The 13,266-nt window shown below is 61.8% G+C and carries 11 protein-coding genes; 5 read left to right on the top strand and 6 right to left on the bottom strand.

Going from position 1 to position 13,266, the window contains the following annotated elements:
- Positions 1-31 precede the first annotated feature (31 nt).
- The 4 genes from ACIQWP_RS16970 to ACIQWP_RS16955 all read left to right on the top strand — a co-directional run bounded on the left by ACIQWP_RS16970 (position 32) and on the right by ACIQWP_RS16955 (position 4,920).
- The gene (locus ACIQWP_RS16970) at positions 32-1,816 is read left to right on the top strand and encodes an amino acid ABC transporter permease/ATP-binding protein (RefSeq protein ID WP_402789255.1); all 1,785 of its coding nucleotides are present in this window, start codon (positions 32-34) and stop codon (positions 1,814-1,816) included.
- Positions 1,817-1,908: 92 nt separating this feature from the next.
- Positions 1,909-2,853, top strand: coding sequence for an ABC transporter substrate-binding protein (locus tag ACIQWP_RS16965; RefSeq protein WP_402789252.1), 945 nt, complete (start codon positions 1,909-1,911; stop codon positions 2,851-2,853).
- A gap of 75 nt (positions 2,854-2,928) precedes the next feature.
- Positions 2,929-3,867 carry an ABC transporter substrate-binding protein gene (locus ACIQWP_RS16960; RefSeq protein WP_402789249.1) on the top strand — a complete coding sequence of 313 codons (939 nt, stop codon included), beginning with the start codon at positions 2,929-2,931 and terminating at the stop codon, positions 3,865-3,867.
- Positions 3,868-3,879: 12 nt separating this feature from the next.
- A complete protein-coding gene (locus ACIQWP_RS16955; RefSeq protein WP_402789246.1) occupies positions 3,880-4,920 on the top strand; it encodes an LLM class flavin-dependent oxidoreductase in 1,041 nt (346 codons plus the stop codon).
- Positions 4,921-5,022: 102 nt separating this feature from the next.
- On the opposite strand, the gene ACIQWP_RS16950 is transcribed toward ACIQWP_RS16955, so the two are convergent.
- Both ACIQWP_RS16950 and ACIQWP_RS16945 read right to left on the bottom strand, forming a co-directional pair.
- Entirely contained in the window at positions 5,023-5,448 is a 426-nt protein-coding gene (locus tag ACIQWP_RS16950; protein WP_402789244.1) for a hypothetical protein, read from the bottom strand.
- Between the two features lie 10 nt (positions 5,449-5,458).
- A complete protein-coding gene (locus ACIQWP_RS16945; protein WP_402789241.1) occupies positions 5,459-6,655 on the bottom strand; it encodes an FAD-dependent oxidoreductase in 1,197 nt (398 codons plus the stop codon).
- Between the two features lie 119 nt (positions 6,656-6,774).
- On the opposite strand from ACIQWP_RS16945, the gene ACIQWP_RS16940 reads away from it, so the two are divergent.
- Complete coding sequence (locus tag ACIQWP_RS16940) at positions 6,775-7,569, top strand: AraC family transcriptional regulator (RefSeq protein WP_402789239.1); 795 nt, start codon at positions 6,775-6,777, stop codon at positions 7,567-7,569.
- A gap of 74 nt (positions 7,570-7,643) precedes the next feature.
- Here ACIQWP_RS16940 and ACIQWP_RS16935 read toward each other — a convergent pair whose 3' ends face one another.
- The 4 genes from ACIQWP_RS16935 to ACIQWP_RS16920 all read right to left on the bottom strand — a co-directional run bounded on the left by ACIQWP_RS16935 (position 7,644) and on the right by ACIQWP_RS16920 (position 13,173).
- A complete protein-coding gene (locus tag ACIQWP_RS16935) occupies positions 7,644-10,004 on the bottom strand; it encodes a heavy metal translocating P-type ATPase (RefSeq protein ID WP_402789236.1) in 2,361 nt (786 codons plus the stop codon).
- A gap of 237 nt (positions 10,005-10,241) precedes the next feature.
- Positions 10,242-11,219: a zinc-binding dehydrogenase gene (locus tag ACIQWP_RS16930; protein ID WP_402789233.1), complete on the bottom strand. Its 978-nt coding sequence runs from the start codon at positions 11,217-11,219 to the stop codon at positions 10,242-10,244.
- Positions 11,220-11,260: 41 nt separating this feature from the next.
- Complete coding sequence (locus ACIQWP_RS16925; protein WP_402789230.1) at positions 11,261-11,860, bottom strand: TetR/AcrR family transcriptional regulator; 600 nt, start codon at positions 11,858-11,860, stop codon at positions 11,261-11,263.
- 56 nt (positions 11,861-11,916) lie between these two features.
- Positions 11,917-13,173, bottom strand: coding sequence for an arsenic transporter (locus ACIQWP_RS16920; RefSeq protein ID WP_402789227.1), 1,257 nt, complete (start codon positions 13,171-13,173; stop codon positions 11,917-11,919).
- Between the last annotated feature and the right edge of the window lie 93 nt (positions 13,174-13,266).

The following is a 13,266-nucleotide window of genomic DNA, read 5'->3' as shown; positions in this document are numbered from 1 at the left end:
GGATCAATCATAATCATAAGGGATAAGCATCATGGCGCTGACGACGGATTTTGCGAGTGTCGATCCTGGCACGGGAACGGCCGAGACGAAGACTGATTATGCCCGCTACCGTATCGTTCCGGCGCGGCATCCGGGCCGAACCGTGGGGACGCTCTTTGCTGCGTTCGTTCTTGTCGCCATCCTCTATTCTACCTTCACCAACCCGCGCTGGGGCTGGGACGTCTTTGCCCAATGGTTCTTCGCCGAGCCGGTGCTGGTGGGGCTTGGCAGAACGCTGCTTCTGACCGCACTTGCGGCGGTTTCCGGTTCCATTTTGGGAACGGCGCTGGCACTGGCGCGCGTTTCGAAGTCGCCACTGCTTGCAAGCCTCTCCTGGGGCTATATCTGGCTGCTGCGTTCGATCCCGATGATCGTGCTGCTTCTGGTGCTCAACAATCTCGGTTACCTCTACGAGACGATCACCATCGGCGTTCCCTTCACCGACAAGGTGTTGTTCAACTATCCGACAACCCAGCTCCTGACGCCGTTTGCCGCGGCCTTCCTCGGGCTGACGCTGAACCAGTCGGCCTTCTTTGCCGAAATCGTGCGCGGCGGCATTCTCTCGGTTGATCAGGGACAGTTGGAGGCGGCTGCCGCACTTGGCCTGTCGCGGCGGCGCCAGGCATTTCGCATCGTGCTTCCGCAAGCCATGCGCTCCATCCTCCCCACGGGCTTCAACGAGATCATCGGCCTCGCCAAGAGCACATCGATGGTCTACGTGCTCGCCCTGCCGGAGCTCTTCTACACCGTACAGGTCATCTATCGCCGCAATCTGGAAGTCATTCCGCTGCTGATGGTCGCGACGGTCTGGTATCTCGTCATCATGACGGTTCTGTCGATCGCGCAGCACTATATCGAGCGTTATTTCTCCAAGGGCGCCGTGCGCAATCCGACGCCTTTGCCCTTCCAGGCCTTCTTCCAGCGCTTCCGGCGGCCACTGCCCGTGCCTGCAGCCAGAGCAGGGTCGGACACGGCAACGGTTGCCGCCTTTCGGAGCGTTACGGGCCTTCGGGCCAAGGGCGGTGCAGTGCGCATTCACGGCATCTCGAAAAGCTTTGGCACGTTGAAGGTTCTCGATAATATCGAGCTGAGCCTGCCGGCTGGCAGCGTGACGGCCATCATCGGTCCGTCGGGTTCGGGGAAATCGACCCTGCTGCGCGCCATCAATCATCTGGAGCGCGTCGATAGTGGCTTCATCTCGGTCGACGGCGAACTGGTCGGCTATACGCAGAAAGGCGAAGTGCTTTACGAGCTGAAGGAGAAGGACATTCTGAGGCGCCGTACCGATATCGGCATGGTCTTCCAGAACTTCAACCTGTTCCCGCATCTCACTGTTTTGGAAAATCTTATCGAGGCACCGATACAAGTGCGGGGGCTGGATCGGGACGAAGCAATCGCGTTTGCGCAGGAGTTGCTCGCGCGGGTCGGCCTCAGCGAGAAGATCGACGCCTATCCACGCCAGCTCTCCGGCGGCCAGCAGCAGCGTGTCGCCATCGCCCGCGCACTGGCGCTCAGGCCGAAGGTGCTGCTGTTCGACGAGCCAACCTCGGCACTCGATCCGGAACTTGTCGGCGAAGTGCTCGATGTCATCAAGGAGCTTGCCCGCACCGGGACGACCCTCGTCATCGTCACCCACGAGATCGGTTTTGCGCGTGAGGTCGCCGACACCGTGGTCTTCATGGAAGGCGGCCACATTATCGAGGCGGGATCGCCGACGCAGATCCTCAACGATGCGAGACATCCGCGCACGCGCGCATTCCTCGCCAAGGTTCTCTAGCGGACACAAGCTGGTGAAAAATGCCGGGCCGTGACGGGCACTCGGACAACAACGACAAAAGAAGCAACCTTAAGATGAAATGGAGTAGGGACATGACATTCTTTGATAGAGCGAAATACGTGCTGGCGGGAGTTGCCACCGCCGTAGTGATGAGTTGCGCGGTCGCCAATGCAGCCGAGAAATTCAACCTGAGCCCGGATACCTCCAATCGCGTCAGAGCGGAAAAGGACGAGGCGGCGATCAAGGCGATCGCGCCCGGCTTCAAATTCGTCAATCCTGGTAAGTTCACGATCGCCATCAACCCGTGGGACCCGCCGATCGCCACCTATGCCACGGATGCCCAGACTGTCGTCGGCGCGGACCCGGACATCGCGCAGCTGATTGCCGATTCACTCGGCCTGCAGCTTGAAGTGGTGCCGGTTGCCTGGGAAGATTGGCCGCTCGGTGTTTCCTCCGGCAAATATGATGCGGTCATCTCAAACGTGACCGTTACCGAGGAGCGCAAGCTGAAATTCGATTTCTCCACCTATCGTAGGGACGTCCTTGGCTTCTACGTGAAGGCGGACAGCAAGATCACCGAGATCAAGGAGCCCAAGGATGTCGCCGGTCTGAAGGTCATCACGGGAGCCGGCACCAATCAGGAAAAGATCATTCTCGAATGGGATCGGCAGAACGTGGCGGCCGGCTTGAAGCCGATCGACGTGCAGTATTACGACGACCGTGCCGCCGCCGACCTTGCCCTGCAATCGGGTCGTGCCGATGTCGAGTTCAATCCGAATGCGACACAGGCCTATAAGGCCGCCATCAACGGCACAAGGAAGCTTGTCGGCACCGTTTCGGGTGGCTGGCCGCTTACGGCCGAAATCGCCGTTACGACTAAGAAGGGTGCCGGTCTGGCCGATGCGGTCACGCTCGCCCTCAACGATCTGATCAAAAACGGCAAGTATGGCGAAGTGCTGAAGCATTGGAGCCTGAGCGCCGAAGCGATCGATCAATCCAAGACCAACCCTGCGGGCCTGCCGAAAAGCGGTTCGTAAAGTTGGCCGAGCGGACCGGCGCCGGTGGGGCCCGCGCCGGTCCGCTCCCTGTCTTATTCATGGAGCTACTTGTTCGTGTTCATCCTTCCTACTCTTAGAACCATATTTGCTGCCGCGACGGTGATTTCCCTGATCGGACTTGGCGCCGCAAGGGCGGCCGAAGAATTCGATCTCAGCCCGGAGCAGCCGGGACGTGTTCATGCGGCGAAAGATAACGCAGCCATCGCTGCTATTTCGAAGGATTTCAAATTTGTCACGCCGGGCAAATTCACGGTAGCCGTTGCTCCCGGCGGGCCGCCGCTTGCGACCTATGCAACGGATGCGAAGACCGTGGTCGGCGCTGATCCGGACTATGCCTATGCCGTTGCCGAAGCGCTTGGCCTGAAGCTCGAACTTGTTCCAGTCGCCTGGATCGACTGGCCGCTCGGGCTGACCTCGGGCAAATACGATGCCGTCATCTCCAATGTCGGCGTCACCGAGCAGCGCAAGGAGAAGTTCGATTTCTCGACTTACCGGCAGGGATTGCACGGCTTCTTTGTCAAGAGCGACAGCAAGATCACCGAGATCAAGGAACCGAAGGATGCCGCCGGTTTGCGCATCATCGTCGGTGCCGGCACCAACCAGGAGCGCATCCTGCTGAAGTGGAGCGACGAGGATGTCAAAGCCGGCCTGAAGCCGATCGAATTGCAATATTACGATGACGATGCGGCAAGTCTCTTGGCCCTCCAGTCCAATCGCGCCGACGTCATCGTGCAGCCACACGCCCAGCTGGTCTACATCGCGGCCCGCGACAAGAATATCAGGCGCGTGGGCACGCTGAGCGCCGGCTGGCCGGATCGCTCCGATGTCGCGATCACGACGCGCAAGGGCAGCGGACTGGCTGCTGCACTGACCGTCGCGACGAACGGGCTGATCAAGGACGGCACCTACGCCAAGATCCTTAATCATTGGCACCTTGCCGAAGAAGCTTTGCCGAAGTCGGAAACCAATCCGCCGGGTTTGCCGAAATACTGAGGAGATTGCCACATGAGCCGCCCAGCCCCGTCGATCAGCCACATCGGCTTTCTCACGCCAGGAAACTATCCGGACGAAGATCCGCTTGCCGGTCTGGAGCAGACTTTGCAGCTTCTCGAACATGGCGAGCAGAAGGGGTTCGATAGCGCCTGGGTCCGCCAGCGGCATCTCGAGCCCGGCATCTCCTCGGCGAGCGCCTTTCTCGCGGCGGCAACGCAGCGCACGCGCCATATCGAGCTTGGCACCGCCGTCATACCTATCGGCTATGAAAGCCCCTATCGGCTTGCCGAGGATCTTGCGACCGTGGACGTCCTGTCGAGGGGACGACTGAACATCGGCCTCAGCGCCGGCCGGCCGCTGCATGCGGATCTGATCGGGCCGCTTGTTTTCGATGGCAATTGGGAGAGCCACGATTTCTCGCATCAGAGGGTGTTGCGCTTCGCCGACAATCTGCGCGGGACCTATATCGGCGATCAGCGGTCGGTCATCAAGACGCCGTTCGGTCCGCAGCGTCCTCGCCTTCAACCCTACGCGAAGGGCCTGATCGACCGCATCTGGTATGGCGGCGGATCGTTGCGCTCGGCCGAATGGGCAGGGCGTAACGGCTTTAACCTGCTGATCGGCAATGTTACCACGGGAGAGCAGACCGACGATTTCTTCGTTGCCCAATCCCGGCAACTGGAAACCTATCGCGCTTCCGGCGGCGATACGAGGCGGGTGGCGCTCGGCCGTGTGATCGTGCCGTTTGACAGCGCGGATGCGATCACGCGCAAACGCTATACGGACTATGCCGCCGGCCGCTACGAACGTACGCTTTCGCCCCAGGGCGAGCGCCGCACGCTTTTTACGCGCGATCTCGTCGGTTCGTCCGACGAGATTCTCGAGCGTCTGCGCAACGATCCGATCCTGCCCCATGTCAGCGAATTCCGGCTGGAGCTGCCCTATGAGTTTCATGATGAGGAGTATCGGCAGATCATCCACGACTTCGTGACATCGATCGCCCCGGAGCTCGGCTGGAAAGAGGCCACGCTCCTTCGCCGCCCCGCATCCTGACGGTTGCGGCAGCCGGATATCCGCAAGGCCGGATCGGCGCGACCTGTGCCGATCCGGTTTGGATTTCACCTGTCCTGATGGCGGTCTGTGCTCTCGGGTTGGTTAGCCGGCGCGAGAACTTGCCGCGTCCCTTCCCTTGAGAATCCGCTCTGCAAGCTGCAGCGCTTCCTCCGGGGAGGCGACGATTTCCATTCTCATCCCGAATGCCTTCGTCGCAAGACTCATCTGCAGCTGCAGGGCAGCGCGCTTGATCGCACTGGCCTCGATGCCGATCACGGCCTTGCAGATTGCAGCAAGTGCCGTCTTGTTCTTCTTCAACCAGATGCCGCGCGTCTTGCGATCCTCATGCTCTTCGGCGTGTTCATCGCCTTCCATGATGACGACGAAGGGCATCGAGAGGGTGAGCAGTGCATCCATCTCCCGCTCCCATTGTTTTGAATAGCCCGGCTGCACGGAGCCTGCAGATTGGCGCACGATCGGCCACAGGGAAACATCGTGAAGGGCGAAAGTGGTTGCGTCGATTGTCATGATATTCTCCTCAGGCGATCTTGTCGGTCATGGCAGCAAACAGCATCGCGGCACCGCGTTCCGAGGTGTCGATGGCCCGGGTCGCCCGTTCGCGCATGTCGGCCTCGTAGTCGAGCAGCGACGTGCAGGTCGTCCTCGTCTCCTTGCCGGCATCTGCCAGGATCTGTGCGAGCATGCGCGCGTCTTCGAGCGCGGTGTTGGCGCCAAGTCCGCCGGCGGGGCTCATCGCATGGATGGCATCACCCATGAGCGTGACGGCGCCGAAGGGCCAAAGCGCATCCGGACGGCCGGTTCTGACGTGGAGTGCCGCCACCGCCGCAGACTTGCTTCGGCTGATGATCTGCCTCAGTTCCGGATGCCAGCCGCGCATTGCGGTCCTGAGCAATATGGGCAGGTCCTGCGTGTGATCGTATGTCTCCAGCCCCAGCCCCAGCCTTTGCCGGGGGCCGATCACTGCCCAATAGAGATAGTCACTGATCGTCGTCAGCCTGCAATCGGGAGCCAGATCAGCGGCAAGATTGGGAACATCGTCGCCGAACCGCATGAGATCGAAGATCGCCGTGCAGCCATCGGCGAAGATCACCGTCGTTCCGTCTTCAAGCAGGCTGGCGCCACCGGTCAGCGGCAGCTCGCTCTTGCCGTAGACGCATATCGAACCGGTATCCGTGGGCTCGGCATAGGGAGCCAACTGGCGGCGCACCTGCGAATTCACGCCATCGGCGCCGATAAGCAGGTTGCAGGAAATCGGGGAGGTGCCTTCGAGCTGTACCTCGACGCGGCCGTCATCCAAGCAGCTATAGCGCATGAATGCGTGCCCGAAATGAACGTGGTCCTCGATTCCCGACAGCAGAATTTCGCGAAGTGTGAGGCGATTGACGCTCAGATCGCCGTCGTCCTCATCTTCGCCAGTATCCCAGCTTGTCGGTGTGCGCCCGGCGATGGGCAGAAGTTGCGGGGTCAGGAAGCGCCCCGCTTTTGGGCTGATGGAGGCCGTTGCCTCAAACAGCTCAAATAGCCTCTGCGGCAGGCATGCCTGCAATGCGCGTTGTCCGTTTGCATCGATGCGGATGCGATAGCCCTGCAAGCGGCTATCGGCTGCCGGATCGCGCTCGTAGACGTCGAAACGAATGCCGGCGCGCTTCAATCCCTGTGCTAGGCACAGGCCCCCGAGGCCCGCGCCGATGATGACGACATGAAAGTCCTGCATGGCTTCTTCTGTTCCATTCCCTATTCGACTTCGATCTTGCAAGGAAAGAATAGCGCGCCGTCACGGAAGCATGGTAACGACATTCGGTCTATAAATGTTGCAAAGCGGCCAAACGAAACATGGACATCGAAAATATCGGCGACCGTCTCGATGGGCCGCCGCTCATCGCCTTCTGGGGGTCGGATGAACCCGGCAGCGCCTTCCGCCTGGGCACCCAGGAATATGATTGGCATGCACATGCACGCGGGCAGCTCTTTTGTATCGAAAGCGGGCTGGTGCGCGTCGACACGCCGGATGGTTCGTGGCTGCTGCCGCCGCAGCGCGCAGGCTGGATTCCGCCTGGGACAATGCACAAGGCCGGCATCAATGGTGTGCTGAGTGGCTGGGGTATCCTGCTAACACCGGACGCCAGCGCCGGATTACCGACAACGCCATGCGTTCTCAGCGTCAGCGAGGTATTGCGCGCATTAGTGCGCCGCGCGACGACGTGGCATTGGGAGGAAAAGCTGTCACCGCAGCAGCGTCGCCTGGCAGCGGTTTTGCTCGATGAAGCTCGGGCAGCACCGCGCGAAAGCCTACATCTGCCGATGCCGGCGGATCGGCGTGTCCTTCGCATCGCGGAAGCCGTGCTGCAGGACCCTGCCACCGAGGAGACCTTTCAGGCGCTGGCGGAGCGGGCAGGCATATCCGAGCGATCGGCCAGGCGGCTGTTCAATGCCGAGACGGGCATGTCCTTCGCAAATTGGCGGCAGCAGGCGCGGTTGCTATTGGCGCTGGAATATCTGAGCGCTGGCAACCCGATCGCGGAGGTGGCCGACAGCCTGGGGTATGCGAGCGCCAGCAGCTTCATCGCCATGTTCAGGAAGGCCTTCGGCCTGTCGCCGCGCCGCTATCTCTCCGTCCGGAAAGCTTGACGCGGCATGTTGCAGCAAATTCCAATGGCAGCGAAGAGGGGCGCTGATCTATCGGTCAGCGCCCCGCAGATTGTTTAGGCCGCCACCCGGCGAGGTCGGAGAGCGAGCAGGCGCAGGGCGTTCATGGTCACCAGCACCGTGGCGCCGGTATCGGCGAGGATCGCCGGCCAGAGCCCGGTGATGCCGACGATCGTGGTGACGAGGAACACGCCCTTCAGGCCGAGCGCGATGGTGATGTTCTGGCCGATGTTGGTCATCGTCCGCTTGGAAAGGTCGATCATTTCGATGACGTCTCCGACGCGGCCATGCAGCACGGCGGCATCCGCGGTCTCCAGCGCAACATCGGTGCCGCCGCCCATGGCAATCCCGACATCGGCGGCTGCGAGGGCGGGGGCATCGTTGATGCCGTCGCCGACCTTGGCGACGCGGAAGCCCTGGCTCTTCAGATCACCGACGATGCGCTGCTTGTCCTCGGGCAGCAATTGCGCCCTGACCTCGATGCCGAGCGTCTTGCCGATCGCCTGCGCCGTGCGCTGGTTGTCGCCCGTCAGCATGATCGTCTTGATCCCCGCGTCGGCAAGCGCCTTTAGTCCGGCGGCCGTATCGGCACGCGGTTCGTCGCGCATGGCGAGCAGGCCGGCGGCGGCGCCCCTGGCAACGAGAATGGAAACGGTCTTTCCTTCGTCATTGAGCGCGGCGATATGGGTCGATTGCTCCGCAGTCAGCGAAACCCTTTCGACTGCCGCCTGCGGCGATCCGAGGAATACGTCGACGCCGTCGACCGTGCCGCTCACGCCCTTGCCGCCGATCGCCTTCGCATCGATGACCTGCGGAATATCCATTCCGGCAGCAGCCGCGCGGTCAAGGATGGCGCGGGCGAGCGGATGGCTGGAGCCGGTTTCGAGCGCTGCCGCCAGCCGCAACACCTCCGCATCGCTCATGCCGAGGCTGACGATGTCGGTGACCTTGGGTTTGCCCTCGGTCAGGGTGCCGGTCTTGTCGAAAGCGACGGCGGTGACCTTGCCGATATTTTCGAGCACGGCGCCGCCCTTCAGCAGCAGACCGCGCCGGGCGCCGGAAGACAGCGAGGCCGCGATCGCAGCCGGCGTCGAGATGACGAGGGCACAAGGGCAGCCGATCAGCAGGATGGCGAGACCTTTGTAGACCCACTCGCCCCACGCACCGCCCATGAGCAGCGGGGGAACGATCGCGACGAGCGCGCCGACAACGACGACGCCGGGCGTGTAATAGCGGGAGAAGCGATCGATGAAACGCTCGGTCGGAGCCTTCGATTCCTGCGCTTCCTCGACCAGTTTGACGACACGGGCGATGGTGTTGTCGGATGCCGCTGCGCTCACGCGGACCCGCAATGCCGCATCGCCGTTGACCGTGCCGGCAAAGACGGATGCATCCGCACCCTTGCGTACCGGCGTGCTTTCACCTGTCACCGGCGCCTCGTCGATGGCACTTTCGCCGGAGAGGATCACGCCATCGGCCGGAATGCGATCGCCCGGGCGAACCAGGATGATGGCCCCGACGGAAAGGCTTTCGGCCTGCACTTCGCGGGTCTTGCCATTCTCCTCAAGCAGAGCGGTCTTGGGGACCAGATCCGTCAGGGACTGAATGCTGGCGCGCGCCTTGCCGGCCGCGACGCCTTCCAGCAATTCGCCGATCAGGAAGAGGAAGACGACGGCTGCCGCCTCTTCGCTGGCGCCGATGATGACGGCGCCGATAGCCGCGATCGTCATCAGCATTTCGATTGAGAACGGCGTTCCCACCCTTGCGGCCATGAAGGCGCGCCGGGCGATCGGCAACAGGCCCACAAGCATCGCGGCGGTGAAGATCCACACGTCCAGTGCGGGAACCAGCTTGCCGATAGTCCAGGCGGCGGCAAGCGCAACGCCGCTGGCGATGGTCAGGCGGCCCTTGGCCGATTTCCACCAAGGCCCGGTGGTCGGTCCATGATCGTGACCGTGAAGGCCAGCAACCGCTCCGTCGCGTTCTTCGGAGGCGTGGCTATGACCGGCATGGTCATGCCGATGACTGGCGGCGCCATGACCATGGTCGTCGTGGTCATGCCCATGATCGTGATTGTGATCGTGCCCTGTGTGGTCATGGTCGCGGGCATCCGATTTGTGATCGTGATGATCATGTCCGCAGCCGCAAGCATGATCGTCCTTTTCGACTTTCGCCGCGGGCAAGCTGCTTTGCGGCAGCGGGAAAACCTTGTAGCCCAGTCCAGTGACCCGCTTGGCGATGCTCGGCAGCAGGTCCGGGTCGCGTTGATGCTTGACCGTCATCGTGCCTGCGGTGACCGAGACGGAAACATCTTCGACACCCTGGAGCCGACGAACGGCTGTGTCGATTTTCGCGGCGCAGGAAGCGCAGTCCATGCCCTCTACGCGATAGCGGCTCTGTTGTGTTGTCGACGTCATGTTTCGGTTCCAAATTTTCTCTTGGAACCATAGCTACATCCTCTAGTAACTAGAGGGACAAGGGCCATTTTGCAGTTTTTTTCGCGGCAGTTTGCAAGGACGGCAGGCGATCCGGCGGTGCTCTAGGCATCGCAAAGCGTCAAATTGAAGACGGCATGTCGAGGCAAGCCGATCACATGGAAGCCATCGGGCAATGGCTTCCATGTGCGTCGGCCGGCGAACGTATCGCGAGCGCGCCTAAAGCTTCAGCAAAACCTTGCCGGCCTTGCCGGGCGCCAGCGAGGATTTCACGGCTTCCGCGATCTCCGTGATGTCATAGGCCGCTTCCACCGGCAGCTTGACCTCGCCGGAAGCGACGCGTGTGATCAATTCGCTGATCAGCCGCCGCCGTTCGTCTGCGGACATGGCGGCGCTGACCTTGATGCCCCAGAAGCCCTTGATCGTCAGTTGTTTGAAGATGACGGCCCTTGAGGCGATCTGCATCGGCTTGCCGGCGGCCGTGCCGAAGGAAACCAGCAGGCCGCTTTCGCCCAGAAGATCGGCCAGGTCGTTACTCGCAACGCCGCCGACGGAGTCTACGGCGGCGCGGATCGGCGCGTCGCCAACCATGGCGCGTATCTTCGCCTTCCAATCGGGAGAAGCCGTCGATACGGCGTTGCCGATGCCGAATGCGGACAACTCGTCGATGCCGCCATCGCGCCGCACGACATTGATCATGTGGATGCCGCGGCTGCGTGCCAGCATGGCCAGCGTCTTGCCGACCGCGCCATTGGCTGCGTTCTGGATGATCCAGTCGCCGGGCTCGACGTTGAGGGATTCCAGAAGCGAAATGGCGCTGAACGGCATGGCGATCAGCTGCGCTGCGGCTTCGTCGGAAATCACGTCGGGCACGGGAACGAGACTGGCCGCCGGCGCCGTGAATTGCTCGGCCCAGGTGCCGTGGACGCCGGCCGCAACAACCCGCTTGCCGATCAGCGTCTTGTCGACATCAGGTCCCACGGCATCGACAAAGCCAACCGCCTCGCTGCCGCCGATGGCTGGCAAAATCGGCTTGTAGCCATAGGCGCCGCGCACTGTCCAAAGGTCGTGATTATGGATGGGGGAGAGAATGGTGCGAATGCGCACGTCTCCGGCGGCGGGCTCCGGCAGCGGCATGTCGGCCAGATAAAGGACCGCAGCCGGATCGCCGAAGACATCGTGGATGGCACTGCGCATTTTATTTTCCTTGCTTTTTGACATGCTGGTCCTGCTTTGGATCAAAGGCTGCCGGGTGCCGAAAGGGCTTGTTCGGTGGCGAGCATGGCCTGGTCGAGCGGTGTCTTGTCTTTTCCAAGCTTGGCCAGGATCGCTGCCCCGAGCCACAGGCTGTAGAGCGAACGAGCCGTCTTTTCAGGGATGCAGGACGGTGAAATCGAACCGTCGTCGCGCCCCTCGGTGATTGTCTTGGTGAGGCGGCGAATGAGATCCTCGACACCACCAAGCAGGATGACGCGCATGTTGTCCGAAAGATCGGAGATTTCCGCGGCAAGCTTTACGACCAGGCACCGGTCGGCAAGACTGGCCGTGTTGCCATCGGAAAGCCATGCATCCCAATAGTGCATCAGTCGTTGACGGCCATTGCCCTTCCAGCCGAAGAGCGCGTCCAGCCGTTCCGCATAATCAGAGCAATATTGCTTCAACAGGGCGCAGCCGAAGGCCTCTTTGGACGCGAAATAGTAATAGAATGAGCCTTTCGGCACGGCGCTCTGCTCAAGCAGCTCCTTCAGGCCGACGCCGCCGAAACCCTTGCGCAGCACCAATTCTCGCCCGATCGCGAGAATATGGCTGCGAGTCAGCTCGGATTTCTTCTTCATCATGAGCGGTGCGTAACAAATAATCGACCGGTCGTCTATAAACCCGATGTTGTTTGCCGTCAGATCAGCGCGAGGGTTAGAAGCGAGAGGATCAGCGCGGGGAACATCACGAGGGCGCCGATCCTCAGGAACGCCAAGGCTCCCATGTGGAGCCCTTCGCGCCGCAGAGCGGCAAGCCAGAGGATGGTGGCAAGCGAACCGGTGACCGACAGATTGGGACCGAGGTCGACGCCGATCAGCACCGCGCCGGCAATGGAATCAGGAACATGGGCAGCCTGTACCGCGCTGCCGGCGAAGAGACCGGCCGGCAGGTTGTTGACGAGGTTGGAAACGATCGCGACGGAAAGTCCGGCGGCGCCGACCGCCTGTGCCTGCGATTGGGCCGCCAGCAATGCAAGTCTGTCCGACAGGAGAGCGGTGAGGCCGGTATGATTGACCGCCTCGACGATCACGAAGAGGCCTGCAACCAGAGGTATTACACTCCAGCTTATGCCACGGACCGTCTCCAGTGGATTTTGTCGCGTGAGCGCAAGAACGATGATGGTCGTCACGAGGCCCGCGGCAAAAGTCGGGATGCCGAGGTCGAGGTTCATGGCCGACGCCCCGATTAGAATAAGGGCCGTCACCACAAGCCCCCATCCGGCAAGCCGAGCACTATGCGAGAGGAGAGGCTGCTCGACATCGCGGGCAATCGTATCCTCCGAAAGGGCTCGTCTCTGCGTCCAATAGAGGCAGGCGAAAGTGACGATGATCGAGACGACGGATGGCAGCAGGAACGTCTGCATCCAGCGCGACAGGGGCGGCATCTCGCCGCCGGCGAAGATGACCAGATTGGCCGGATTGGAAATCGGCAGCACGAAACTGGCGGCATTGGCGATGAAGGCGCAGACCAGCAGGTATGGCATAGGGTCCTTCACCCGGGCCGCCCGGCAGGCCGCGTAGACGGCCGGCGTGAGGACGACCGCAGTTGCATCATTCGACAGAAATACCGTCACGACCACGCCGACCGCATAGACGAGCAGAAAAAGCCGGCGAGGCGAGCCCTTTGCGTGGGAGGTGGCAATCGCCGCCACCCAGTCGAACAGGCCTTCGCGCCGGGCAAGCTCCGACAGGAGCATCATGCCGATCAGGAACAGATAGACATCGAAGCCCTTGGATATGCCAGCCCATACGTCGGCCGGGCCGATGAGCCGGAAGGCCAGCAGCAGTGCTGCGCCAAGAACCGCCCATATCGCTTCCGGCCACCGGAACGGGCGTGTGACGACACCGAGGGCGGTCAGGCCGGCAATGCTCCAGGTGATGGCGGATTCGGTCATTCGGCTCGTCTTGGATTGAGGTCGGAGCGGGTGTGTAGCATCACTCGGAGGCAGCGCAAACCGAGGTGACGCTATATCTCGACGGAATTCCGC

Source organism: Rhizobium sp. NPDC090279, from assembly GCF_044769665.1.
Taxonomy (GTDB): domain Bacteria; phylum Pseudomonadota; class Alphaproteobacteria; order Rhizobiales; family Rhizobiaceae; genus Rhizobium.
The sequence above is the reverse complement of the archived record's forward strand: the minus strand, read 5'-3'. Positions and strand labels throughout refer to the sequence as shown.

What these genes read in the sequence shown, in the direction of transcription:
- ACIQWP_RS16970 (WP_402789255.1), top strand. Translation starts at nt 32, where the DNA reads ATGGCGCTGACGACGGATTTTGCGAGTGTCGATCCTGGCACGGGAACG.
- ACIQWP_RS16965 (WP_402789252.1), top strand. Translation starts at nt 1,909, where the DNA reads ATGACATTCTTTGATAGAGCGAAATACGTGCTGGCGGGAGTTGCCACC.
- ACIQWP_RS16955 (WP_402789246.1), top strand. Translation starts at nt 3,880, where the DNA reads ATGAGCCGCCCAGCCCCGTCGATCAGCCACATCGGCTTTCTCACGCCA.
- ACIQWP_RS16950 (WP_402789244.1), bottom strand. Translation starts at nt 5,448, where the DNA reads ATGACAATCGACGCAACCACTTTCGCCCTTCACGATGTTTCCCTGTGG.
- ACIQWP_RS16945 (WP_402789241.1), bottom strand. Translation starts at nt 6,655, where the DNA reads ATGCAGGACTTTCATGTCGTCATCATCGGCGCGGGCCTCGGGGGCCTG.
- ACIQWP_RS16940 (WP_402789239.1), top strand. Translation starts at nt 6,775, where the DNA reads ATGGACATCGAAAATATCGGCGACCGTCTCGATGGGCCGCCGCTCATC.
- ACIQWP_RS16935 (WP_402789236.1), bottom strand. Translation starts at nt 10,004, where the DNA reads ATGACGTCGACAACACAACAGAGCCGCTATCGCGTAGAGGGCATGGAC.
- ACIQWP_RS16930 (WP_402789233.1), bottom strand. Translation starts at nt 11,219, where the DNA reads ATGCGCAGTGCCATCCACGATGTCTTCGGCGATCCGGCTGCGGTCCTT.
- ACIQWP_RS16925 (WP_402789230.1), bottom strand. Translation starts at nt 11,860, where the DNA reads ATGATGAAGAAGAAATCCGAGCTGACTCGCAGCCATATTCTCGCGATC.
- ACIQWP_RS16920 (WP_402789227.1), bottom strand. Translation starts at nt 13,173, where the DNA reads ATGACCGAATCCGCCATCACCTGGAGCATTGCCGGCCTGACCGCCCTC.